Source organism: Paraburkholderia sp. UCT31 (genome assembly GCF_014397655.1).
Classification (GTDB): Bacteria; Pseudomonadota; Gammaproteobacteria; order Burkholderiales; family Burkholderiaceae; genus Paraburkholderia; species Paraburkholderia tuberum.
Genome location: NZ_VZQP01000031.1, coordinates 41,599 through 66,319, shown reverse-complemented (window position 1 = coordinate 66,319; position 24,721 = coordinate 41,599). Strand labels below are relative to the sequence as shown.

Here is a 24,721-nt window from a genome sequence, read left to right as displayed (position 1 = left end):
ATGAGTCCGTCATTGACCGTTCGCCGCATCACTGCTGATCAGGGCGCCGTTTTTCGCGAACTCCGCACTGCCTCGCTGCGGGAGGCGCCGTACGCCTTCGGCGCGACGCTCGAGGACGCGTTGTCGGCCGATGCCGCCAGTTTCGACGCGACCGCGGCGAATCACGCGGTTTCGCAGTCCGTCGGTGCATTCCTGCTCTATACCGAGGGTCATCCGGCCGGGCTGATCGAGGCGCATTTCGACGACACCGCGGCGCGCCGCGCGTTCGTCTGCGAGTTGTGGGTGGCGCCGGCCGTGCGCCATCTGCGCGGCGGCGAGCTGCTCGTCGATACCGCGAGCAGCTGGCTCGCGAATGCGGGCGCCACGGAAATCTACGCGTGGGTGGCCGACGCGAACCGCAACGCGATGCGCTTTTACGAAGCGCTGGGCTTTGGCCCGACCGGCGAGCACCGGCGCGTCGAGCGCGCACCCGAGCAGGTCGAAAGTCTGCTGGTGCGGCACGTGCCGACTACTTCGCAGGTGTTACAGCAGTGATCGCCCAAGCGGCGCGTCGCGCGCGCCGCTCGTCTTCGCCGTCCCTTCATCACGGTCTTTTTCCCGCCAGCGTTTCTTTCGCACCGTCGCGCGTCGATCGCATCGACGACATGCGTTGCGCTCGCGCGCGCGAGCACCGATTCTCCCGGGAAAAATAGTGGCCGCGCGCTTGTACGCCTGTAAAATACGCAAAATTTTTCGCCGAACGCTATGTCGCCCAAGAAATCGCCCTTTTTCGAACTGCGCAGCGGCTCTGTCGACACGCTGATGTTCGTGGTCAAAACGACCGACCTCGATGCGATGCGTGCCGAGCTGACGCGACGCTTCGAGGCGACCCCCGAATTCTTCGCTAACGACGTCGTCGCGATCGACGTGCGGCGTCTCGCCGGCAACGAACGCGTGCCGCTCGCCGACATCGCGCAACTGCTCGACAGCGTGCGCATGCGTCCGGTCGGCGTGGTCGCGAATGCGGAGCAACAGTGGGCGACGGAGTCGGGATTGCCGTTGCTCGAAGCGCGCGATCGCCGCGGCGCGCCGGCGAAGCAGGCCGATGAGGTCAGCACGGCGAGCGCGGCAAACGCGACAGCAGGCACCGAGGCAAGCGCGGGCACGAGCGCGTCCGCCAGCTCTGCATCCGCAACCGCCAGCGCGGCCACGGGCACGGCCGCTGCCGCCGCCGTCGAACCCACGCCCGCCGCCGAGCCGGTGCGTCTTGCCACGTCGCCGCAAACGATGGTGGTCGACAAGCCGTTGCGCTCGGGTCAGCGTATTTACGCAAAAGGCGATCTGGTCGTGCTCGGTCTGGTCAGCTATGGCGCCGAGGTGATCGCGGAAGGCAACATCCACATTTACGCGCCGCTGCGCGGCCGGGCGTTGGCCGGCGTGCAGGGCAATCACGACGCGCGCATCTTCTGCACGTGTCTCGAACCGGAACTGATCTCGATCGCGGGCATCTATCGAACGACCGAGAACCCGCTGCCGGCCGACGTGCTCGGCAAGCCGGTGCAGATCTGGCTCGAAGAAGAAAAACTGATGATCGAACCGCTGCGGCTAACGTAAAGCGCCGCGAAACGCGCGCTGCCCCGAGCGATTGCGGCACGCGGCGTTTCACGGCGAGGCGGGCCGCGCACCAATTGACGCATTTGACGAACACAAGGTAAGGGTAATGGCAAAAATCATTGTGGTGACTTCGGGCAAGGGTGGCGTGGGCAAGACGACCACGAGCGCGAGCTTTGCGTCGGCCCTCGCGTTGCGCGGCAGCAAGACCGCCGTGATCGACTTCGACGTCGGCCTGCGCAACCTCGACCTCATCATGGGCTGCGAGCGCCGCGTCGTGTACGACCTGATCAACGTGATCCAGGGCGAAGCGAATCTGAACCAGGCGCTGATCAAAGACAAGAAATGCGAGAACCTGTTCATCCTCCCGGCCTCGCAAACGCGCGATAAAGACGCGCTGACGATGGAAGGTGTCGAGAAGGTCATCAACGATCTGATCGCGATGGACTTCGAATACATCGTCTGCGATTCGCCGGCCGGTATCGAGTCGGGCGCGCTGCTTGCGATGCACTTCGCCGACGAAGCGCTGATCGTGACGAACCCGGAAGTGTCGTCGGTGCGCGACTCCGATCGCATTCTCGGCATCCTGTCGTCGAAGACCAAGCGCGCGATCGAAAGCAAGGAACCGATCAAGGAGCACCTGCTGATCACCCGCTACAACCCGAAGCGCGTCAGCGAAGGCGAAATGCTGTCGCTGACCGACATCCAGGAAATTCTGCGCATCGATCTGATCGGCGTGATTCCGGAATCGGAAGCGGTGCTGCACGCGTCGAACCAGGGTCTGCCGGCCGTGCATCTGGACGGCACCGATGTGGCCGAAGCCTATAAGGACGTCGTGTCGCGTTTCCTCGGCGAGCAGAAATCGCTTCGCTTTGTCGATTACCAGAAGCCCGGGCTGCTGCAGCGCCTCTTCGGCACCAAGTAAGGGGAGCGCACGTCATGTCGATTCTTTCGTTTTTGCTGGGCGAGAAAAAGAAGTCCGCGTCGGTAGCGAAGGAACGCCTGCAGTTGATCATCGCGCACGAGCGCGCCGGCGGCCATGCGCCCGCCGATTATCTGCCTGCGTTGCAACGCGAACTGGTGGCCGTGATCTCGAAGTACGTGAAGATTTCCGACGACGACATACGCGTGAGTCTCGAGCGTCAGGACGATCTCGAAGTGCTCGAAGTCAAGATCGAAATACCCCAGGCCTGAGCTTCGGATGGACCGCGTTCCATCTCGCATCATGTGCAGAACGTCGCAGGGCGTCGCGTCGCAGCGACGTGATGCGGTGCGGCGTTCGGCTCGTCGTCTGGCTTCTGTCTGAAGCCGTCTCTTCGCATCTCCACGGCGCTCGCCATTTCCCGGTCGAAATGAACCGTTGCACTCCAGCGGTGCCGTTACCCGCGCAACGTCAGCCTCGCGTCGCCCTCGCGCATCTACTGACGCGGCGAGTCGGCGGTATCCGTCGTGATGTCGCCTGCGGCATCGTCGGCGCTCGGCTCGCCGTCCTCGCTTTCCGCTTCCGGCACCTCGACCTCGGGCACTTCCGGCACTGGCGCGGGCGTGGGCTGCGGCAGCGGCGCCACGTAGCGCTCGGCGAGCGACTCATAGAGCGGCGGCGCGAACAGGCGGGACACTCGGCTCGCAATCAACGCGGTGGCCATCAGCGAAATCACGAGAGCGTGGCCGTCGATCATCTCCATCACGATTACGAACGAAGTGATCGGCGACTGCGTGACCGCGGCCAGATAGCCGACCATCGCGAGCGCGATCAGCATCGGCAATTGCATCGAATCGAACACCATGTGCAGCAGATTGCCGAAGCCCGCGCCGATCGACAGCGACGGCGCGAAGATGCCGCCCGGAATGCCCGGCAGGTATGAGCCGACCATCGCGATCATCTTCAGGAACGGATAGAACACCGACAACTGCTCGTGTCCCTCGAGCAGGCCGCGCGCTTCCGTATAGCCGCTGCCGAACGTCGTGCCGCCCGAGATCACGCCGACCACCGCGATCGCGAAACCGCACAGCGCGGCGAACGCAACCGGCCGCTCGCCGTGCAACTGACGCAGCGGCTCCGGAATCCAGCGCGCGGTATTGAGCAGCAGCCAGCCGAAGATACCGCCTGCGATTCCCGTGACGATCGCGGTGAGCACCACCGCGACGGCGAGCAGATCAGGGAAATGCGCGCCGATCTGGATCGTGCCGAAATACGTGTAGTTGCCGTTCAGGCCCAGTGCGACGACACCCGCAATGATGATCGCCGTGATCAGCACGCCACTCGTGCGCGCCTCGAAGCTGCGCGTCAATTCCTCGATTGCGAATACGACGCCCGCGAGCGGTGTATTGAACGCCGCCGACAAACCCGCTGCCGCGCCCGCCAACGCGAGCTGCCGTTCGATCTGCGCATTCGAGCGCGGATAGAACCGGCGCAGATTGAACATCAGCGCGGCGCCGACCTGCACGGTCGGTCCTTCACGGCCGATCGTAAAGCCGCCGAGAATCGCGAGAAACGACACGCCGATTTTGCCGAGCAGAATTCGCAGCGACAGCAGCCGCGTGCCGTATCCGCGCTGTTTCGTGTGCAGCGTTGCGATGACCTGCGGGATGCCGCTGCCCTCGGAGCCGCGAAAGAACTTGCGCGTGAGCCAGACCGCGAGTGCGGCAACCGCGGGCGTGATCACGAGCGGCGCCCACACATGCCGCTGCCGGACATCGAGAAACGCGTCATACCCCCAGTCGATCAGGCGCGCGTACAGCACCGCGACCAGGCCGACGGCGATTGCACCGAGCCAGAAGATGCCGTATTGCCGCCACAGGCGTTTTGCGCGACGCATGGCAACTGGCGAACGGGAAGGGAAGGGCCGGGACATGAATTAGATTCGTGCAAAGGGCCAAGTATAAAGCGTGCGGGACCGGCCAGAATACGTGAAAGATGTTTGAAATACTGAAGTGAAGTGAATCATCAGGCGGATATTTTTTGCTGTAACGTGCCGTATTGAGAATCGGACCGCGCGCAACGGCCATTTGGCGGGATCGGTAAAACGTCAGCTAGAATAGTTTCAACTTTGAATAACGAACAGACCCTCAATGAAGCGAATACTTATTGTCAAGGTCACTTCACTAGGCGATATCGTGCAGGCGTTGCCAGTCGTCGCCGACATCAAACGCGCATTTCCTGGCGTTCAGGTGGATTGGGCGGCGGACGAAGCATTCGCGCAAGTCGTGCATTGGAGCCAGGGCGTCGATCGCGTGCTGTGCGCGCCGCTGCGCCGCTTCAAGAAGGCGCGTCGCTGGAGTGATCTGAAGGCGATCTGGGCATCCATCGCCGAGCTGCGCGCGTATCGCTACGACTACATCATCGACATTCACGGCGTCTACAAGAGCGCGATCATCGCCTTCCTCGCGCGCTCGTCGCGGCGCATCGGCTATCAATCCCTGGATCTGGGCGAGCGTGGCGCGGCGTTCGCCTACACCGGGCGTTTCGGCCCACGTCCGCAAGGCAGCGCGTGGCACGGCATGCGCATCAGCGCCAGCGAGGCGCTCGGCTACGAAGTGGAAGGACCGCCCATCTACGACCTGCAGCTACCCGAAACCGTCCCGCAGCCGTTCGCGACGCAAGACGCGCCTGTCGCGGCGCTCTTTCACGCCACCTCGAAAGCCGACAAGAAATGGCCGCTCACGCACTGGGCGGCGCTTGGACGCGAGTTGAGCGAGCGCGGTTTCCGTGTGGTGCTGCCGTGGGGTTCGGACGGTGAGCTTGCCGAAGCCGGGCAGATCGCCGCGCAGGTGCCAGGCGCGACCGTGCTGCCGCCATTGAGTGTGACCGAAGTTGCGCAGATGATCGGCGCGTGCGCGCTCGTGGTCGGTACCGATACGGGTTTCGTGCACCTCGCGCATGCGCTGCAGAAGCGCACCGTGATGATCTTCGTCGCGACGTCGCCATTGCATTGCGGCGTCGAGGCGCCGTATCGCTCGACCTCGATCGGCGACGGCGACTCGGTGCCGCCCATCAGCGCGGCGCTCGAAGCGATCGACTACGTGTACGCGGCAGAGCCGGTACTCGCGATGCAGCAAGGATCAGCCGCCGCCTGAGTTCGTTCGCGCGCTCGCGCAATCGTTTGCGCAAAAGAAAAGAGGCGCGATGCGTAGTCCACCCTTGCTGGCGGGGACTGCATCGTCGCGCCTCAAAGAACGCCCGTGTCGGGGAACAGCGGGCGGAGAGGAATCGATTACACGTCTGTTAAAACTGTCGCTTTTCGTTGGACGCCGAAGCGTCCGATGCGCGCACGCCAGGGCGGCAAGCTGATACGCCGCGGTGCGTCGAGGCTCGCACGGCGCGCGTCGAACCGCTCGATTGCGGCGACGCTGGCGCGGCCAGCAAGGTTTCTATCGCGACAGTGCGCTCAACGGAGTATAGGCGGTGTTTTCCGCCATGGTGGCGCGATCCGGCGGCAGCGGGGCGGTCGATCGAACGCGCCGATCCAGCGCGCCGGTCCTGTAACAGCTCGGTGATGTTCCCTTACAAATGGCAACGTTCGCTGCGGCGCGCATCGTGTCCAATCGGGTCATTCGGGGTTTGCGCTCGAATCAATCTGACTCGATGGAGAACAACATGAAACGCTTGATCCTGACTCTCGTGGCCGGCACGCTGCTCGCATCGGCACTCGGCGGCTGCGTGATCGCGCCGGCACCGGGCTATTACTACGGCGGCGGTGGCTACTACCATCACGGCTACTACTACCGCTAAGCCGCGCGCCGTGCTCAGGCCCGGAGCACCAGCCTCAGGCGACCAGCATTTCGAACGCGACCACCGCGGCAATGGCCGCGGCGTTCGCGGCCAGCGCCTCGACGACGATGGATTTCCATGTCTTCGGACGGAAGCGCAGCGCGAGCAGCAGCGAGCCGAGCAAGGCCAGCGCGATGATCGTCACGATATCGGCATTGTGAAGATGGACGTTCATGCGGATCTCCCCGTTTTTTATAGGGTTATGTCAGGGAGTATAGGCAAGTCAAAAGGACGCGCAAGGCGGGGGTTTTACCCGGCCCGGGCCGCGGAAACAGCGAGGAAATAATGCTCTCTGCATGCTGCCGCAGACGCGTAAAAACTGCGCGGGTGCAGCATCGATCGAACCTCGGCAAACGCGCATCGACGAAAGCGTCGTTCCGTCGATGCGCGTTGCATCATTTCATCAAACTCTCATCACGCGTCTCGCGCATGCACAGCACGCCGACAAGGCTCACGGCCGCGGCGACCGACACGTACGCGCCGACCCACGCCAAGCCGCCGTGCGCGGCGAGCACCTGCGCGATATACGGTGCGACCGACGCGCCGAGAATTCCGCCGAGGTTGTACGCGACGCCGGCGCCCGTATAGCGCACGTTGGTCGGAAACAGTTCTGGCAGCAGCGCGCCCATCGGCGCGAAGGTCACGCCCATCAGGAACAGCTGGATCACGAGAAACAGCAGCACGAGCAACGGCTCGCCGCTGCCGAGCAGCGGCGCCATCGTGAAGCCCGACAGGATCGCCGCGATGATGCCGACGATCAGCACCGGCTTACGCCCGAAGTGATCGCTCGCACGGGCCGACAGCGGCGTCGCGATTGCCATGAACACGACCGCGATGCACAGCAGGCCGAGGAACGTCTGCCGCGGAATATGCAGCGACCCGACGCCGTACGACAGCGAGAACGTCGTCGCGTTGTAGAACAGCGTGTAGCAGACCACCATCGCGAGCGCGCCGAGCACGGTCGGCCGCCAGTGCTGCGAGAACAGCGTCGCGATCGGCACGCGCACGCGCTCCTTGCGCTCGATCGCTACCTGGAACGCGGGCGTTTCGGCAATCTTCAGCCGCACGTACAGCCCGAGCGCGACGAGCACCGAGCTGACGATGAACGGCACGCGCCAGCCCCAGCTGCGGAACTGCTCGTCGGAGAGCGACATTGCGAGCGCGAAGAACAGACCGTTGGCCGCGAGAAAGCCGATCGAGGGCCCGAGCTGCGGGAACATGCCGAACCAGCCGCGTTTGCCGGCCGGCGCGTTTTCGGTGGCGAGCAGTGCGGCGCCGCCCCATTCGCCGCCGAGGCCGATACCCTGGCCGAAACGCAGCACGCACAGCAGGATCGGCGCGAGGCTGCCGATCGCGTCGTAGCCCGGCACGAAGCCGATCAGCGTGGTCGACAGGCCCATCACGAGCAGCGACGCAACCAGAGTCGATTTGCGGCCGATGCGGTCGCCGAAGTGGCCGAACAGGAACGAGCCGATCGGTCGCGCGACGAACGCGATGCCAAACGTGACGAACGCCGACAGCGCCTGCGCGGTGGCCGAACCATGCGGGAAGAATACCGGTCCGATCACGAGCGCCGCGGCGGTCGCGTAGACATAGAAATCGTAGAACTCGATCGCGGTGCCGATGAAGCTCGCGAAGATGATCCGCGCCCTACTGTTTTGCCCGCTTGCGGGCTGAGCGGCGGAAATCGGCGAAGTGGACATGCAGGGTCTCCAATTGTATGAGGCCGCGGCGCGCTGAGCCGTGCGTCGCAGACAGGCGGCGCGCAAGGGCGGCATCCTCGTTGAGGTATAGGTTTGGGCGCCGCACGCGGGGTGGCGGCGCGGCACTGCAGTCGGCTCATGCGCCGCGCCGGCGGGTGTGCGGACGGCGTGAGCCATGCCGGAAGGCTCCGGCGCGGGGAATCGGAAAATTATAGCGAGCGCGCTCGTCGCGCAGCAATGGCGGTGTAAGTTTGCGCGGCAACGAGGGGGCTTTATGAGTTATGCGCGATGACTCGAGTAGCTCGCGCGTGGCCGACCCATGCGCGGCTGCGCCGGGCGGTGCGTGTCAGTGCACGCGCCAACCGCGCTCAGTCGTACGTTTCCGCTTGCGGCGAGGCGAGCTCGCGCAGCTGGAATTTGCCGTTGTCGTTGAACAGCCAGTCTTCGAACAGCTCGAGCTGGCCGCGGCCGTTCAGCAGCTTGCCGGGCGGTAGCGGCAGCGGCGCCGAGCGGCGCAGCGTCGCGAGCGCGGTGCTTTCGGCTTCGCCGTCGCCGTTCGTGCGATACACCGACGACTCGACGATGTGTCCATAACGATCGACCGTGAACGACACCACCACCAGCGAGCGCAGCATCGGCTGGGGCCTGCCCTGGAGCACATACGACGGATTGCGCTCGACGATCCGTCGTGCGACCGCGTCGCGATATTGATCGAGCGTCGCGCTGTTGATCGCGGCCACCGGTGTGCTGACGGTTTCGTGCGGCGTCAGCGGTGTGATCGTGCAACCGGCCACGGCGACAACACCGAGCGCGGCGAGCGATAGCCGATGCATGCGAGCGGCCATGAAGGCGCGCAGAGCCACACGGTGAGGAACAGGAGGGGGAGAAGTGCGAGAGAGCATCGTCGACGAACCGCGAGGAGAACCTGATTGAATGGTAGTCAAAAACTGCCGGGATTCAATTGGCGTTCGCGCGCCGGATGTCATCGTGCGTGCCCCGCTGAGGCGCTTTGCTTTCCGCTGTAATGGCCGGAAATGTGCGCGCATTGGTCGGCGAGCGAAACCCGCCTACACTCTGATGGCCTCTTGCTGAGGCATCGGTGGAAGTCTTTTCAGCCCGCTTCTGGCGGGCTTTCTTTTGCCTTCGATTCGCCATTCACACGCGGCAATAAAAAAGGCGAACCCGCCAAGCGGGTTCGCCTTTTCGATTCCGGTTCAACCAGCTACGCCGCAAGCTTAGGCTCACGGCGCTGCCCAGGCGTCGATTACTTCAACGTCGCACGCGCCGCTTTCACCGCGGCCAGCACCTGCTCGGGCGCGGTGCCGCCCGGATGATTGCGGCTCGCCACCGAGCCCTCGAGCGTCAGATACGAGAACACGTCGTCGCCGATCAGATGCGCGACGTTCGGCAGTTCGCCGCGCATTTCGTCGAGCGTCAGGTCCGCGAGATCGCAGCCGCGATCGGCGCACACGCGCACCGCGAGCGCGACTGCTTCGTGCGCGTCGCGGAACGGCAGGCCGCGCTTGACGAGATAGTCGGCGAGGTCCGTCGCGGTCGAGAAGCCTTGCAGCGCGGCGTCGCGCATCGCCTGCGGCTTGACCGTGATGCCGGCGACCATTTCGGCGAAGATGCGCAGCGTGTCGGCGACGGTATCGACGGTGTCGAACAGCGGCTCCTTGTCTTCCTGGTTGTCCTTGTTGTACGCGAGCGGCTGGCCCTTCATCAGCGTGAGCAGCGCCATCAGATGGCCGTTCACGCGGCCGGTCTTGCCGCGCGCGAGTTCGGGCACGTCCGGGTTCTTCTTCTGCGGCATGATCGACGAGCCGGTGCAGAAACGGTCGGCCAGATCGATGAAGCCGACGCGCGGGCTCATCCACAGCACCAGTTCTTCGGAGAAGCGCGACACGTGCGTCATGACGAGCGCGGAGGCGGCCGTGAATTCGATCGCGAAGTCGCGGTCGGAGACTGCGTCGAGCGAGTTCGCGCAGATGCCGTCGAAGCCGAGCGTCTTCGCCACGGCGTGACGGTCGATCGGATAGCTGGTGCCGGCGAGCGCGGCCGCGCCGAGCGGCAGACGGTTCACGCGCTTGCGGCAGTCGATCATGCGCTCGGCGTCGCGCGAGAACATTTCGACGTACGCGAGCAGATGGTGGCCGAACGTGACGGGCTGCGCGACCTGCAGGTGCGTGAAGCCCGGCATGATGGTCGCGGCGTTCTTCTCCGCGATCTCGAGCAGCGCCACGCGCAGTTCGGTGAGCAGCTCGCCGATGCGGTCGATCTCGCCGCGCAGCCACAGGCGGATGTCGGTCGCGACCTGGTCGTTGCGTGAGCGGCCGGTGTGCAGGCGCTTGCCGGCGTCGCCGATCAGCGCGGTCAGGCGCGCTTCGATGTTCAGGTGCACGTCTTCGAGATCGAGCTGCCATTCGAACTCGCCGCGCTCGATTTCACCTTTGATCTGCGCCATGCCGCGCTGGATCGCGGCGAGGTCGTCGGCGGAAATGATCTTCTGCGCGGCGAGCATCGACGCGTGCGCGAGCGACCCTTCGATGTCGACGAACGCCAGACGCTTGTCGAAGAAAACCGACGACGTGTAGCGTTTGACGAGTTCCGACATCGGCTCCGAGAAGCGAGCCGACCAGGCTTCGCCTTTTTTGTGCAGTTGGGACGTCATGGTGTTGGGCGGTAAAAACGAGCGGTGAAGAGGCTGGCAACGCGAGTGCGCGAATCGTGCAAGAGCGCCGCCGCAGCGAAGAAAGACGAAGATTTTAACACCGGGTGAGGGCGGCCAAAGCGCTGCCGCCCATTGCGGGCCTATTCGCGCACCAGCACCACGAGCTTCAGATCCTCGCGATGCGCGGGCTTGAACGTGATCTGGTCACACACGATGCGCCCGTCGCGCGGATGGTTGAACTCGCGCCTGCCACCTTCGCGCCCGCCGACGTCCTGGGACGCCCAGTAGCGTGCGAACTCGTCGCTCGCGGCCGACAGCGAATCGATCAGCCCACGTGTGGGCGCATCGTTCAGATGGCGGATCGAGTCGGCGCGGAATTCGGCGGCGAGCCGCCGCGCGCGCGTTTCCCAATCGACGATCAACGCGCGCGCGGCCGGCTCGGTGAACGTGTAGCGCAGCAGGTTGCGGTCGTGCGCGCCGTCGAGCCAGCCGACGAACAGATCGGCCGCGCGCTCGTTCCACGCAAGCGCATTCCACTGCCGGTCGAGCACGTAGGCGGGCGTGTCGATGAGCTGCACGGTTTGCAGCAGCGTGGCGGGCGCATCGGCGGCGGCCGGGTCGGGCTCGGCCGGATCGCGTTGCGCGGCGAGCTCGAACAGATACGCGCGCTCGGCGCGCGACAGCTGCAACGCGACCGCGATGCGCGCGAGCGCATCGGCGGAAGCGGACACTGGCCGGCCCTGCTCGATCCACGTGTACCAGGTCGGGCTCACGCCGCACAGCTGCGCGACTTCCTCGCGCCGCAGACCGGGCGTGCGGCGACGCGGCCCCGGCGGCAGCCCGACCGCCTGCGGCGACAGCCGCTCGCGATGGGCGCGGATGAAGTCGCCGAGCGCGCGGGCCGGGGTAGCGTCGAGCGGCGGCGGGTGATCGGCGGAAGACGGCGTTGTCATGCTATCGGCTGCGCGTGGAGGGGGTAATAGAGATACCAGAATAATTGCCGAACTTGTACTGGTACATGGCGGGCTCTATTGTAGCGGCAGGGTTCGCGCAATGAGAAAAGCCGGGTGTGACCTGCGTCGGCCACACCCGGCTTTTGTCCGCCAATGCGGCAACCTCAACCGGTATTGCGCAACCCCGCCGCGATTCCGTTGATGCTCAAATGAATGCCGCGCCGCACGCGCGCATTCGTGTCGCCCGCGCGATAGCGTTTGAGCAGTTCAACCTGCAGGTGATTGAGCGGATCGAGGTACGGGAAGCGATTCTTGATCGAGCGCGCGAGCAGCGGATTTTCGGCGAGCCGCTCGCTCTTGCCGGTGATCTCCGACAACGCCTTCGACGTGCGTTCCCACTCGGCGACGATGCGCTCGAACACATGCTTGCGCAGCTTCTTGTCGGTCACGAGCGCGGCATAACGCGACGCGACCGCGAGGTCGGTCTTCGCGATGACCATGTCCATGTTCGACATCAGGTTCGAAAAGAACGGCCAGCTCTTGTGCATCTTCTGCAGCAGCGCGAGACGGCGCGCGCGTTCGGCGTCGGACGGCGCGCTGTCGAGGTGCTCGGCGACCGCGCTGCCGAAGCCGTACCAGCCGGTCAGCAGCAGCCGGCATTGACCCCACGAGAAGCCCCACGGAATCGCGCGCAGATCCTCGATCTTGCGTTGCTTCGGGTCCTGCAGCTTGCGCGACGCGGGGCGGCTGCCGATGTTCAGCTCGGCGATCTCCGCGATCGGTGTGGACTCGAAGAAATACTCCTTGAAGCCCGGCGTTTCGTAGACGAGCGCGCGATACGCGGCCATCGCCGTATCGGACAGCTGCTGCATCGTTTCCTCGTACACCGGCAGCTCGGCCAACGTGTGGTCGTGCGGCAGCAGCGACGCTTCGAGCGTCGCGGCCACGACGGTTTCCAGATTGCGCCGGCCGATTTCCGGATTCGCGAACTTGCTCGCGATCACTTCGCCCTGCTCGGTCAAACGGATCTGACCGTCGACGGTGCCCGGCGGCTGCGACAGGATCGCCTGGTAGGTCGGGCCGCCGCCGCGCCCGACGGTGCCGCCGCGCCCATGGAACAGACGCAGCGTCACGCCGCGTTCGTTGAACAGCGACACGAGCGCAAGCTCCGCGCGATACAGCTCCCAGTTCGACGTCAGGAAGCCGCCGTCCTTGTTGCTGTCCGAGTAGCCGAGCATCACTTCCTGCTCGTTGCCCTGATGTTCGATCAGCGCGCTAATGCCCGGCAGCGCGATCAGATCGCGCATGATGTGCGGCGCGTTGCGCAGGTCGGGGATCGTCTCGAACAGCGGGATCACCATCAGGCCGGCGCGCGCGGGGTCGTGCTCGTCGCCGAGGCGTCCGCGCAACAGGCCGGTTTCCTTCTGCAGCAGCATCACCTCGACCAGGTCGGTAACGGTCTCCGTGTGCGAAATGATGTAGTTGCGCACCGCGCGCACGCCGAACTTCTCGCGCGTCATGCGCGCTTCCTCGAGCACCGCGAGTTCGCTTTTCACGAGCTCGGAGTAGTCGGCGGAGGGCACGCGCAGCGCGCGCGGCTGCGCGAGTTCGGCGACCAGCACGGTCAGCTTGTCGGCTTCCGGCAACGCCGCGTAATCGTCCTCGACACCGGCGCGCTTGAGCAGCTCGGCGATCACCGCTTCGTGGATGTCGGAGCTTTGGCGCAGATCGATGCTCGCGAGATGGAAGCCGAACACTTCGGCCGCGCGCGCGAGCGGCGCGAGACGCGGCGCGGCGAGCGGCGCGCCGTGATGCTCGGCGAGCGAATCCATCAGCACGTGGAGGTCGCGCACGAAGTCGGCGGCGTCGTCGTAGGGAATCGCGCGGACCGGCGCGACGCCGCGGCCGGCGCTGCGCAGCGGCACGCTGCCTTCGCCGAGGCGCACGCGCGCGCTTGCCGCGAGCCGCGTGTAGATGCCGATCAGCGCGCGACGATACGGCTCGTCGGTGCGATGCGGCGAATGGTCGGGCGAGATGGCCGCGAGCTCATTCAGCGCATCGCTCGCGCCGACGAGCACATTCGACATCGATAGCTCCTCGCCGAGCTTGTGCACCTGCTCCAGGTAGTGCTCGAAGATCACCGCGGCCTGACGCGTGATCGCATTTTCGAGCGTTTCGGCGGTGACGTTCGGATTGCCGTCGCGATCGCCGCCGATCCAGCTGCCCATCTGGAAGAACGGCGGCAGGCGCGCTTCGAGGCCATGCTCCTTCAGCGCCTCCTCGATGTCGGCGTACAGCGCCGGCAGTTCTTCGAGGAAGGTGCTGCGGTAGTACGACAACGCGTTTTCGATTTCGTCGGCGACCGTCAGACGCGAGTCGCGCAGCATGCGCGTTTGCCACAGCGACGTGACGCGCGCGCGCAGCATCGCTTCGTTGTGCGCGCGCTCGCGGTTCGTCAGCGGCTGGTCGCGCTCGGCGAGCAGACGCGCGATGTCGTGCTGCGCGTCGAGAATGCTCTTGCGCTGCACTTCGGTCGGGTGCGCGGTCAGCACCGGCATGATCAGCGCGTCGTCGAAAAACCGCTGCAGCACCGGTGTCGCGGCGGCACCAGCCGCGGCGAGCCGCTCGAGCGCATGGGCGATCGTGCCCGGCTGCGAGGCCGAGCCCGCGAGCGCGTGAATTCGGTGACGGCGGTTGCGGTGACGGTCCTCGGCGATGTTCGCGAGATGCGAAAAGTAGCTGAACGCGCGCACGACGCTGACGGTCTGCTCGGGCGTCAGCGTGCGCAGCTTCTTGTCGAGCGTCTGCGCGGCGGCGCTGTCGTCCTCGCGACGGAAACGCACTGCCGTCTGCCGGATCGTCTCGACGATGTCGAACACCGCCTCGCCTTCCTGCTCGCGCAGCACGTCGCCGAGCAGACGCCCGAGATAGCGGATATCCTGGAACAGCGGGTGGTCCTTGTCCTCGCGCGTGCGGCCGCCGCTCTTCGCGGTGGTCGCGGCGGCGGACTCAGCCGGCGGCACGTCCTTCGGTTTCGACGGTTTCGCGGCGCGCGGGGGTGTTGCGTCGCCATCGACCTTGGCCTTGGCCGGCTTGCGCGCGGTGGCCGACGTCGCGGCCTGTTCAGCCTTGCTGGCCTTGCCGGCTTTCGACGCCTTTTGCGCCTTGTCCTGCTTGACGGGCACCGAGGTCTGCGCGGCCTTCGGGGTTTTGGTGGCGCGAGCGGCGAGGGCGCGGCGCCTGGCGCGCTGGTCGGCGCGCGTGTCGCCATGTTGACCGACGCTCGACGATATGGCGTGCGCGGCAACGTCGGACAGGGCGTCAGGCGCCGCGGCGTCGGCCGGGCGAGCGGTGGGCGAGGCAGTGTTGCGGCGGGCGGGGCGCGCCGATCCGGAAGACGTCACGATGAGTTTCCTCGGGGAAGCCAGGGTCTGTTGATTGATGAACTGCGACTGCGGAACTGCAACCAGCAAGTGCAACGTGAACTGCGTGCAACAGGGACTACGCAACGGACTACAAGACGGACTGCTAGTGCAACTGCAACGGAGACTTGAAACGGCGACTGTACACGGCGATTGCTCGACCCACTAGAAGCGGGGCCCGCGCGTGCCGCACCGCGTACGCGGAACGACACGAGCGCTGCCGAATCGCGCGACGCCGACGAGGGAGAGAGGAGCCACGGGCTGCCAGCCCGCGCTGGGACCGAACACGCGTCAGGCATCGCCTCAGCATGTTCGCCGCATTGCATCATCCCGCATGCCGCCGCGCAGTGCGCGAACGACCGTACGTGACAACGCGCAATGGGGGCCTTCGCGCGTGGCGCGAAGCCCGTCTCCTCCGTCGATGCCGCTTGCGCACGGCGCTTTGCCGTGCCTTGGAACCAAAGGGCGCGAACGAGGGCGCGTGCTAACATTGATTGTTATTCCATCCCGACATCCAGCAGCAAGCTAATGAACACCGAGACGTTTTCCACGCCACCCCACACGCTTGTGATTGCGTCGCGAGAGAGCCGCCTTGCCATGTGGCAAGCCGAGCATGTGCGATGTGCGCTGCACAAATTATATCCATCTTGTGACGTAAAAATCCTCGGAATGACGACACGCGGTGATCAGATTCTCGATCGCACGCTGTCGAAGGTGGGTGGCAAGGGGCTCTTCGTGAAGGAGCTCGAAGCCGCGCTCGCCGATGGCCGCGCCGACCTCGCGGTGCATTCGCTGAAAGACGTGCCGATGGAGTTGTCCGCCGGTTTCGCGCTGTCTACCATCATGGAGCGCGAGGACCCACGCGACGCGCTCGTGTCCAATCAGTACGACTCGCTCGCCGCGCTGCCGGCCGGTGCCGTGGTCGGCACCTCGAGTCTGCGGCGTGAGGCGATGCTGCGCATGCGCTATGCGCATCTCGACGTGCGGCCGTTGCGCGGCAATCTCGATACCCGACTCGCCAAGCTCGATCGCGGCGATTACGCGGCGATCATTCTGGCCGCGGCCGGGCTGAAGCGGCTGGGTCTCGCCGATCGCATCCGCGCGCTGCTCGATCCCGAGGACAGTCTGCCCGCGGCGGGCCAGGGCGCGCTCGGCATCGAGATTCGCGCCGATCGCGCGGACCTCGCCGCATGGCTCGCGCCGCTGCATCATCCGCACACGGCGGCCGCCGTCGAAGCGGAGCGCATGGTATCGCGCGTGCTCGGCGGCAGCTGCGAGGTGCCGCTCGCGGCCTACGCAACCTGGGGCGATGGCGCGCTGCATCTGCGCGGCATCGTCGCGACGCCGGACGGCCAGCGCGTGCTGAGCGCGCAGGCGTCGGCGCCGGCGCCCACCGTCGAGCGCGCGCTCGCGCTCGGCGAGGAAGTGGCGCACTCGCTCGTGCAGCAGGGCGCCCTCGACATCGTCCGCGCGCTCAGTACGGCGAGCGGTCCCGCGGCCGCGCCCGGCGCGGCGGCCAGCGAGTGATGGCCGCCGTCTCGCCCGAGAAGGCGCCCTTCACGGTCGTGATCACGCGGCCGGCCGGCCAGTCGAGCGAACTCGTCGAACGGCTCGAAGCAGCCGGACTCGCGTCGCTCGACTTCCCGCTGATCGACATCGCGCCCGTCATCGACGACGCGCCGTTGTGCGCCGCGCTCGCGTCGCTCGAACGCTACGCGCTCGTCGTGTTCGTGTCGCCGAACGCAGTCGATCACGCGTTCGCGCGCCAGCACGATATCTGGCCGCATGCGCTGCCGATCGGCGTGGTCGGCCCGGGCAGCGTGCAAGCGCTCGCGCGCCACGGCGTCAGCGCGCCCGAGCATCGCGTGATCAGCCCCGCGGCGGGCGCCGACGACGAATCGACGAGCTTCGACTCCGAGAGCCTGTTTGCCGCGCTCGAGGCGCAACTCGGTGCCGCGGGCCTCGAAGGCAAGCGCGTGCTGATCGTGCGCGGCGACGGCGGCCGCGAATGGCTGAGCGAGCGCCTGCGTGAAGCCGGCGCCGAAGTCGACGCGGTGGCCGCTTACCGGCGCATCGTGCCGGAGCCGTCGATCGGCGCATGGGCGCGCGTGCACGAACTGCTCGCGGGCACGCCGCACGCATGGCTTCTGACCAGCTCCGAAGGCGTACGCAATCTGCACGAACTCGCGCACGAGCATCTGACCGCCGGCGAGATCGAGCAGCTCAAACACGCGCCCCTCGTCACGCCGCATCCGCGCATCGCGCAGACCGCGCGGGCATTGGGTTTTGATAGGATTACGGTGTCCGGCGCGGGCGACGAGCGCATAGTTCGAGCCCTCGTTGCCGCAGCCGCCGTGCCTCCCGTCGTCCAACCGGTATCGTCCAACCCGGCTCAACCACGCATGACTGAAACGAACGCATCCACGAACGCCTCACCCCAGCCGCCAGCAAGCGCCGCCTTGCCGCCGAACCCACCCTTCACGCCGTACGAAGCGCAAAAGAGCCGCAGCGCGAGCGGACCGCTGCTGTGGTTGGTCATCGTGGTCATCGCGTGCGCGGCGGGCGTGGGCGGCTTCGCGATGAACCGCAAGCTGGTGCGCACCGAGCAGGAACTCGCGCAGCGTCAGCAGGCCAACGACACCCAGACCAACGAACTGCGCATCAAGATCGACCAGGCGCTCGCCACCGTGCATCAATCGGACTCGCAGGTCGCGCAGCTCGAAGGCAAGCTCGCCGATGCGCAGGCCGCGCAGCAGGCGCTGCAACAGCAATACGCGGATCTCGCGCGCAATCGCGACGACTGGACGCTCGCCGAAGTCGGGCAGATGCTGTCGGCGGCGAGCCAGCAGTTGCAGCTGACCGGCAATACGCAGCTCGCGCTGTTCGCGTTGCAAAGCGCCGATACGCGCCTCGCGGCGTCGGACAGTCCGCAGGCGGTCGCGGTGCGCAAGGCGATCGCGCAGGACATCGACAAGCTGAAGGCCGCGCCGTCCACCGATCTGACCGGCCTCGCGATCAAGCTCGACAACGCGATCGATCACGTGAACGGCCTGCCGCTGTCGGGTGAAGCACCGATTCCGCGTGCCACGCCGCATGCGGCCACGTGGGCCGACACCGCGAAGGTGGCCGCGGCCACCGGCAAGCCGCGCTGGGAAGTGTGGATCGACGAGGTCACGCACGGCATCGGCGAACAGCTGACGAGCCTCGTGCAGGTGCGCCGTATCGACAACGCCGACGCGATGCTGGTCACGCCGGATCAAGGCTACTTCGTGCGCGAGAACCTGAAGCTGCGTCTGCTGTCGGCGCGTCTCGCGCTGCTGTCGCGCAACCAGACCACGCTGAAGTCCGACCTGCAGGCGGCGCAGTCCGCGTTGACGCGCTACTTCGACGCGTCGTCGAAAGACACGCAGACGGTCATCGATCTGGTCAAGCAGGTGGACGCCGATTCGGCCGCGGTCGAGCTGCCGAACCTCGATACGAGCCTGCAGGCCGTCAATCAATACCGGAACCGGGGTTAATCATGGCGATCCGGGGACTCCTATGGCTCGCGGCGCTGTTCGCCGTCGCGGTCGTGCTCGCGGTGGGCGGGCGCTTCGACGCTGGGCAAGTGCTGCTGATCTATCCGCCGTACCGCGTCGACATGTCGCTGAACCTGTTCGTCGTCGGGCTGGTGGTGCTGTTCATCCTGCTCTATGCGCTGTTGCGCATCATCCGCAATATCTGGCGCATGCCGCAGCGCGTCGCCGCGTACCGCGCACGCGCGCGTATCGCGAAGGCGCACGCGGCGTTGCGCGATGCGATCGGCAACCTGTACGCGGGGCGTTTCTCGCGCGCGGAAAAGGCCGCCAAGGACGCGCTCACGAATGGCGACAACAAGGGCGCGGCCGGTTTGATCGCGGCGACCGCAGCGCATCGCATGCATGAGTACGCGCGGCGCGACGAATGGCTCGCGCAGATCGACGAAGCCGACTGGCAGGACGCGCGCCTGATGGCCACCGCCGACATGCGCGCCGACGGCCGCGACGCCGACGGCGCGCTCAATGCGCTGACCGAGATGCAATCGCAGGGCGCGCGGCGCATTCACGCGCAGCAAATCATGCTGCGCGCGCAGCAGCAACTGAAGAACTGGGGCGAAGTGCTGAAGCTCGTGAAGACGCTGGAGAAGCGCGAGGCGATCCATCCGGCGGTCGCGGTGCGGCTGCGTCAACTGGCGGCGGAAAATCTGCTGCGCGATCGTCGCCACAATGCGGACGCGCTGCTCGAACTGTGGAACTCGCTGTCGGCGACCGAGCGTCATTCGCCGCGCCTCGCCGACACCGCCGCCGAACTGCTGGTCGCGCTGAACCGTCCGCAGGAGGCGCGCAAGATCGTCGAGGAGGCGCTCGCGCAGAACTGGGATGCGCGCCTGTTGCGACGCTATCCGGACACGGCCGGCGGCGACGCGTTGCCGCTGATCCAGAAGGCCGAGGCGTGGCAGAAGGATCGGCCGGAAGACGCGGACCTGATGTTCGCGCTGGGGCGCCTGTGCCTGCATCAGCAGTTGTGGGGCAAGGCGCAGTCGTTCCTCGAACGCGCGCTGAAGCTTGCCGACAACGAGACGCTGAAGATCCGCTCGCATCGCGCGCTCGCGCGTCTGCACGAGCAGCTGGGCGATACCGACAAGGCGAGCCAGCACTATCGCGAGAGTGCGTTGGCGATGAACGTGACGTGAGTTCGGCATTTTCGGCCATGCGCTGAAGCGCGCAAGCCTCGGAAACCGCTACCTGATGGCCGCAGCCCCGCGCTGCGGCCTTTTGTTTTTTCCGGCTTCCGCGGCCGGCGTCCCGGCGGCCGAGCGTGCGCTGGACTCGCGCGCAATTCGTAGATCCCGAGCTCGAATCGTCGGGACTGCGCTTTGCTTCACCACCTCACTGGATGTGCAACCTCGGAGGTGTTCAAAGTGGCCAGCGACGCTGTGACGGTGCAAACCGAGACCCGCAGCGGCGACGTCGAGCGCAAGCGCGTCGTCGTCATTACAGGGGCAAGTGCCGGCGTGGGGCGCGCGAGCGCGTCCGAATTCGCGCGGCAGGGCTATGACGTTGGGCTCATCGCGCGCGAGCCGCGACGGCTCGCTCGTGCCGCCGAGGAGATCGCCGCGACCTATGGCGTGCGCGCACTCGCCATTCCGGCCGATGTCGCCGATGCCGACGCGATCGAGCGCGCGGCGCAGCGTGTGAAGCGCGAGTGGGGCGGCATCGACGTCTGGGTCAACGTCGCGATGGCGACCGCGTTTGCGCCGGTGTCGGCGCTCAGCGCGCGCGATGTCGAGCGCGGCACGCAGGTGACCTATCTGGGGCAGGTCAACGGCATGCTGGCGGCGCTCCCCGTGATGCGCGCGCGCGGGCACGGGACGATCGTCAATGTCGGCTCGGCGCTCGGGTACCGGTCGGTGCCGTTGCAGTCGATCTATTGCGGCGCGAAGTTTGCCGTGCGCGGCTTCACCGATTCGTTGCGTTCCGAGTTGCTGCACGACGGAGTCGATATCCATCTGACGATGGTCGATCTGCCCGCGGTCAATACGCCGCAATTCGACTGGGCGCTCAATCGCACGGGGCGCAGGGCACGGCCGGTGGCGCCGGTGTTTCAGCCGGAAGTGGCGGCACGGGCGATCTACTTTGCGGCCACCCATCGACGGCGGCAGGTGTGGGTCGGGTGGTCGACGGTCAAGGCGATCCTCGCGAACCGGATCGCGCCGACGCTGCTCGACCGCTATCTCGCGCGGGCGGGTTACGACGGGCAATTGACCGATGAACCGTTGCCCGCCGATGCGCCCGCGAATCTCTACGAGCCGGTGCCGGGCCACTACACTTCGCATGGTCGCTTCGATGACGAAGCGCGTGCGTACTGCTGGCAGATGTTCACCGATCGGCATCGCAATGCGGTGTACGGCGCGGCAGCGATGGCGCTGGCGGGGGGCGTCGCGTGGCTGCTGAGGCGCAAGCGGCCCTGATCCGCGGCCGGTCGGCCTCATCCCTGTCGCCGACGGAATGTCTGGACTATCCTTCGAATGACGGTACCGCCCACAAACCGTGGTGCGGCGTCCTCGACTACGAACATTCCAAAAATGGACGCGGACAGGCCAGTTCCTCACAAAGAACAGACTGCTGTAAGCAGCGCGCGCCGCTGGATGCGCTGGCTGCCGGGACTGACGGTGCTCAAGACGTACCGGCTGAGCTGGTTGCCGAACGATCTGACGGCGGGACTGGTACTGACCACGATGCTGGTGCCGGTTGGGATCGCTTACGCGGAGGCATCCGGCGTCCCTGGCGTGTACGGCCTCTACGCGACGATCGTTCCGCTGTTGGCGTATGCGCTGTTCGGTCCGAGCCGGATTCTCGTGCTCGGTCCCGACTCCGCGCTCGCCGCTCCGATTCTGGCGGTCGTGGTGCAAATCGCTGCGGGCGACCCGTCGCGCGCGATTGCGGCGGCCAGCATGATGGCGATCGTGTCCGGCCTGTTCTGTATCTTGATGGGCTTGCTGCGGCTGGGATTCATCACTGAATTGTTGTCGAAACCCATTCGATACGGCTATATGAACGGCATTGCGCTCGCCGTGCTGGTCAGTCAGCTGCCCAAACTGTTTGCCATCTCAATCGAAGAGCGCGGGCCATTGCGGGACATCGTGAGCCTCGTGCAGGCCATCGCCGATGGCAAATCCAACTGGTATAGCTTCGCGGTGGGCGCTGGAAGCCTCGTGCTGATCCTGTTTCTCAAGCGCTTCGAAAAGCTGCCGGGCATCCTGATCGCCGTGATCGTCGCGACGTTGTGCGTAACCGCATTGCACCTCGATAGCATTGGTGTGAAAGTGCTCGGCAAGATTCCTCAAGGCCTGCCGACCTTTGCGCTGCCGTGGGTCACCGACGCCGATCTGGTCAAGATTCTGCTCGGCGGCTGCGCGGTCGCGCTGATCTCGTTCGCGGATACCAGCGTGCTGTCGCGAACTTTCGCGGCACGTTTTCGCAGCCGCGTCGACCCCAATCAGGAGATGGTCGGGCTCGGCGCGGCCAATCTTGCGGCCGGCCTGTTCCACGGCTTCCCGATCAGCAGCAGTTCGTCGCGCACGCCGGTCGCCGAGGCGGCGGGTGCGAAGACGCAACTGACGGGCGTCGTCGGCGCGCTGGCGGTCGCGGCGCTGCTGATGGCCGCGCCCAATCTGATGCGCTACCTGCCCAACAGTGCGCTCGCCGCGGTCGTCATCGCGGCGGCGATCGGTCTGTTCGAGATCACGGACCTGAAGCGGATTTTCCGCATCCAGCAATGGGAGTTCTGGCTGTCGATGGCCTGCTTTGCCGGCGTCGCGGTGTTCGGTGCGATTCCCGGCATCTGCTTCGCGGTGGTGATCGCGGTCATCGAATTTCTGTGGGACGGCTGGCGACCGCACTACGCGGTGCTCGGTCGCGTCGAAGGTTTGCGCGGCTATCACGACTTGCAGCGCTATCCGCATGCCCAGCGAATCCCCGGGCTCGTGCTGTTTCGCTGGGATGCACCGCTGTTCTTTGCGAATGCCGAGCAGTTTCAGGAGCGCCTGCTGGAAGCCGTCGCCGAATCGCCGGCACCGGTGCGGTGTGTGGTGGTGGCGGCCGAACCGGTGACGAGCGTGGACGTCACCTCCGCCGACATGCTGCGGGAACTGACGCGCACGCTCGACGAGCGCGGGATTGCGCTGCACTTTGCAGAGGTGAAGGATCCGGTTCGCGACAAGCTCAGACGCTTCGAGTTGACCGATCTGATTGGCGATGCGGGCTTTCATCCGACGGTGAACAGTGCGGTTGATAGCTATGTCGAGATGGTTGGGAAGGAATAGTATTTGGACCTGGAGCTGGATCACCGGAGAGCCGGCATGCGCCTGCCGTCCGCTTCTAAAACGCCTGCGAAAACGGTTTGGGACCGCGCCAGTTCACGTCCGCGGCATACCGTGATCCTGTGTTTCGGCGTGGTATTCGTTGTCACGTTGATTCTTGCCGTACACCAATATTTTCTCGTACGTGCCCGGGAGCTCGATAACCGTTCGCATCGGCTCGAGATTCAGGCCAGGGTTCTCGATGTCGCGGTCCGGAATAACAGGCAGCACTTGCAGTTTCTTCGCGAGAGTGCCGAGCGGCTTCTTGCGGACCGGACAGCACAGCTCGATCGAACACCGGATGCCTCGCTCCAGGCGGTACTCCGGGCGCAGGACGAGCGCGTCTGGAATCTTCAAGTTCGCGATATCGACGCCCCCATTCGGGGTATCGGCACACAGCAGCTCGCGGTGACTCCTGGTTTGCACCGTGACGAGCCCACATTTGTCGAGGACCTGCGGCTCGCCCAATTGATGAGCCGGCTGTTTGCCGTGCAATTCCAGATGGGCACCGGGCTCGAACGCGCGGTATATGTCTCGCCGACCGGTATCGTGGTCGCTCACCCAACCGTTGACGACGACGAGGTAGTCCGGCTGTTGCAAATGTACGGCAGCTCGCGCCTGTTACAGCTGGCCAACCAGAACCCGCTCGACTATGACGTCACGTTCGATCCGGTTCGCGGGCGCAAGAACCCGGCAGGACCTCGCCTGCTGTTTGGGACAGCGGTGATGAGTAACGACGTGGTTCGCGGCCTCATATTCTTTGTGGTCCCGCAACGCATCGTTCAGGACTATCTGTGGAACAACACCACAGCGGATGAAACTCACGCTCTGATAGACCCGAGCGGGATGCCAATTGCAACGAGCGGAAGTACTTTCTCGGTCAATGATGAGAATTGGCTGAAGACTCTGCCGGCGCAGTGGAACACGCTCTCTGCTTCCACGCTGTTTCGGACACCCAGCGGAACGTTGAGTGCGGGACAGGACTTCCTGCTCTTCAGAAAGCTGGATACGGCGGATCTCGTATTGACCGATTATGTATCCGCTGCGACCGTATTCTTCTCGGTCGTTCGCTTGAGCAGCGCGCTGTTTGCCGGGGTGTGGATACTGATGGCATTGCTTCTCTGGGCCACTCTTTTTGTCGTCGACCAGCTTCTTTCCACGCAGATGGCACTCAACGGGCGGCTGCGGGAATTGTCGCTCGCGGACCCCCTGACCGGTCTCGCGAACCGCCGCCGTTTGAATGAGGAATTCGACGCACTTTCACGGCGCAACGACGAGCGCCGCATCGCGCTGCTGATGATCGATGTCGACCATTTCAAGGTGATCAACGACAACTGGGGGCACGCTGCCGGAGACGAGGCACTGAAGCACCTGGCCAACGTGGTCAGGATTGCCGTGCGCCCGGGGGATCTGATGGCACGTCTGGGTGGCGAGGAGTTCTGTGTGCTGCTGCCCGATACGACCGCGGACGACGCGGCCCGGATTGCGGAGCGCGTGCGCGAGGCCGTCGCCCGCAACGCCTGCGTCCTTCAGGAGACGCAATTAACCCGTACCGCGCCAGGCCGTGAGATATGGTTCACGATATCGATCGGGGTGGCGGAGAGTGTCTCGGATAACTGCCTTGACCTCGAGGGGTTGATTGCGGTCGCGGACCAGCGACTGTACGCCGCGAAGGCGGGTGGGCGAAACAGGGTGGTGGCAAGCGAGTCCATGCAAAGCTGAAAATGCGGAT

The 24,721-nt window shown here is 65.5% G+C and carries 19 protein-coding genes; 12 read left to right on the top strand and 7 right to left on the bottom strand.

What is annotated here, in order from left to right:
* From F6X40_RS24705 to minE, 4 genes are all read left to right on the top strand, one after another.
* Positions 1 to 534: a GNAT family N-acetyltransferase gene (locus F6X40_RS24705; RefSeq protein WP_090803490.1), complete on the top strand. Its 534-nt coding sequence runs from the start codon at positions 1 to 3 to the stop codon at positions 532 to 534.
* A 210-nt stretch (positions 535 to 744) separates the two neighbouring features.
* Positions 745 to 1,593 (top strand): septum site-determining protein MinC, encoded by an 849-nt coding sequence (gene minC, locus F6X40_RS24700; protein WP_187629578.1) that lies wholly within the window; start codon positions 745 to 747, stop codon positions 1,591 to 1,593.
* A gap of 106 nt (positions 1,594 to 1,699) precedes the next feature.
* Positions 1,700 to 2,515 carry a septum site-determining protein MinD gene (gene minD / locus F6X40_RS24695; protein WP_184065409.1) on the top strand — a complete coding sequence of 272 codons (816 nt, stop codon included), beginning with the start codon at positions 1,700 to 1,702 and terminating at the stop codon, positions 2,513 to 2,515.
* Positions 2,516 to 2,529: 14 nt separating this feature from the next.
* The gene (minE, locus tag F6X40_RS24690) at positions 2,530 to 2,784 is read left to right on the top strand and encodes a cell division topological specificity factor MinE (protein ID WP_008922443.1); all 255 of its coding nucleotides are present in this window, start codon (positions 2,530 to 2,532) and stop codon (positions 2,782 to 2,784) included.
* A gap of 224 nt (positions 2,785 to 3,008) precedes the next feature.
* Here minE and F6X40_RS24685 read toward each other — a convergent pair whose 3' ends face one another.
* Entirely contained in the window at positions 3,009 to 4,409 is a 1,401-nt protein-coding gene (locus tag F6X40_RS24685) for a chloride channel protein (protein WP_187629577.1), read from the bottom strand.
* A gap of 253 nt (positions 4,410 to 4,662) precedes the next feature.
* On the opposite strand from F6X40_RS24685, the gene waaC reads away from it, so the two are divergent.
* Positions 4,663 to 5,667, top strand: coding sequence for a lipopolysaccharide heptosyltransferase I (gene waaC / locus F6X40_RS24680; RefSeq protein WP_187629576.1), 1,005 nt, complete (start codon positions 4,663 to 4,665; stop codon positions 5,665 to 5,667).
* Between the two features lie 520 nt (positions 5,668 to 6,187).
* Positions 6,188 to 6,322 carry a hypothetical protein gene (locus F6X40_RS42545; RefSeq protein ID WP_260321106.1) on the top strand — a complete coding sequence of 45 codons (135 nt, stop codon included), beginning with the start codon at positions 6,188 to 6,190 and terminating at the stop codon, positions 6,320 to 6,322.
* A 34-nt stretch (positions 6,323 to 6,356) separates the two neighbouring features.
* Here the strand turns inward: F6X40_RS42545 and F6X40_RS24675 are convergent, their stop codons facing one another.
* The 6 genes from F6X40_RS24675 to ppc form a co-directional block, all read right to left on the bottom strand.
* Positions 6,357 to 6,536: a hypothetical protein gene (locus F6X40_RS24675; protein ID WP_187629575.1), complete on the bottom strand. Its 180-nt coding sequence runs from the start codon at positions 6,534 to 6,536 to the stop codon at positions 6,357 to 6,359.
* A gap of 220 nt (positions 6,537 to 6,756) precedes the next feature.
* Positions 6,757 to 8,064 carry an MFS transporter gene (locus F6X40_RS24670; protein WP_184065418.1) on the bottom strand — a complete coding sequence of 436 codons (1,308 nt, stop codon included), beginning with the start codon at positions 8,062 to 8,064 and terminating at the stop codon, positions 6,757 to 6,759.
* A gap of 368 nt (positions 8,065 to 8,432) precedes the next feature.
* Positions 8,433 to 8,909 carry a TonB C-terminal domain-containing protein gene (locus F6X40_RS24665; RefSeq protein ID WP_262421532.1) on the bottom strand — a complete coding sequence of 159 codons (477 nt, stop codon included), beginning with the start codon at positions 8,907 to 8,909 and terminating at the stop codon, positions 8,433 to 8,435.
* Positions 8,910 to 9,328: 419 nt separating this feature from the next.
* Positions 9,329 to 10,735: an argininosuccinate lyase gene (gene argH, locus F6X40_RS24660; RefSeq protein WP_184021209.1), complete on the bottom strand. Its 1,407-nt coding sequence runs from the start codon at positions 10,733 to 10,735 to the stop codon at positions 9,329 to 9,331.
* Positions 10,736 to 10,875: 140 nt separating this feature from the next.
* A complete protein-coding gene (locus F6X40_RS24655; RefSeq protein ID WP_090803503.1) occupies positions 10,876 to 11,688 on the bottom strand; it encodes a helix-turn-helix transcriptional regulator in 813 nt (270 codons plus the stop codon).
* 164 nt (positions 11,689 to 11,852) lie between these two features.
* Entirely contained in the window at positions 11,853 to 15,092 is a 3,240-nt protein-coding gene (gene ppc / locus F6X40_RS24650) for a phosphoenolpyruvate carboxylase (RefSeq protein WP_187629573.1), read from the bottom strand.
* A 546-nt stretch (positions 15,093 to 15,638) separates the two neighbouring features.
* Here ppc and hemC point away from each other — a divergent pair.
* The 6 genes from hemC to F6X40_RS24620 all read left to right on the top strand — a co-directional run bounded on the left by hemC (position 15,639) and on the right by F6X40_RS24620 (position 24,711).
* Positions 15,639 to 16,637 carry a hydroxymethylbilane synthase gene (hemC, locus tag F6X40_RS24645; RefSeq protein ID WP_187629572.1) on the top strand — a complete coding sequence of 333 codons (999 nt, stop codon included), beginning with the start codon at positions 15,639 to 15,641 and terminating at the stop codon, positions 16,635 to 16,637.
* Complete coding sequence (gene hemDX / locus F6X40_RS24640) at positions 16,637 to 18,628, top strand: fused uroporphyrinogen-III synthase HemD/membrane protein HemX (RefSeq protein ID WP_187629571.1); 1,992 nt, start codon at positions 16,637 to 16,639, stop codon at positions 18,626 to 18,628. Before hemC ends, hemDX begins: the two co-directional genes overlap by 1 nt.
* 2 nt (positions 18,629 to 18,630) lie before the next feature.
* A complete protein-coding gene (locus F6X40_RS24635; RefSeq protein WP_187629570.1) occupies positions 18,631 to 19,821 on the top strand; it encodes a heme biosynthesis protein HemY in 1,191 nt (396 codons plus the stop codon).
* A gap of 228 nt (positions 19,822 to 20,049) precedes the next feature.
* Positions 20,050 to 21,099 carry an SDR family oxidoreductase gene (locus tag F6X40_RS24630; RefSeq protein WP_187629569.1) on the top strand — a complete coding sequence of 350 codons (1,050 nt, stop codon included), beginning with the start codon at positions 20,050 to 20,052 and terminating at the stop codon, positions 21,097 to 21,099.
* A 114-nt stretch (positions 21,100 to 21,213) separates the two neighbouring features.
* Entirely contained in the window at positions 21,214 to 22,953 is a 1,740-nt protein-coding gene (locus F6X40_RS24625) for a SulP family inorganic anion transporter (protein WP_187629568.1), read from the top strand.
* Positions 22,954 to 22,956: 3 nt separating this feature from the next.
* Positions 22,957 to 24,711 carry a diguanylate cyclase gene (locus F6X40_RS24620; RefSeq protein WP_187629567.1) on the top strand — a complete coding sequence of 585 codons (1,755 nt, stop codon included), beginning with the start codon at positions 22,957 to 22,959 and terminating at the stop codon, positions 24,709 to 24,711.
* Positions 24,712 to 24,721: the final 10 nt, after the last annotated feature.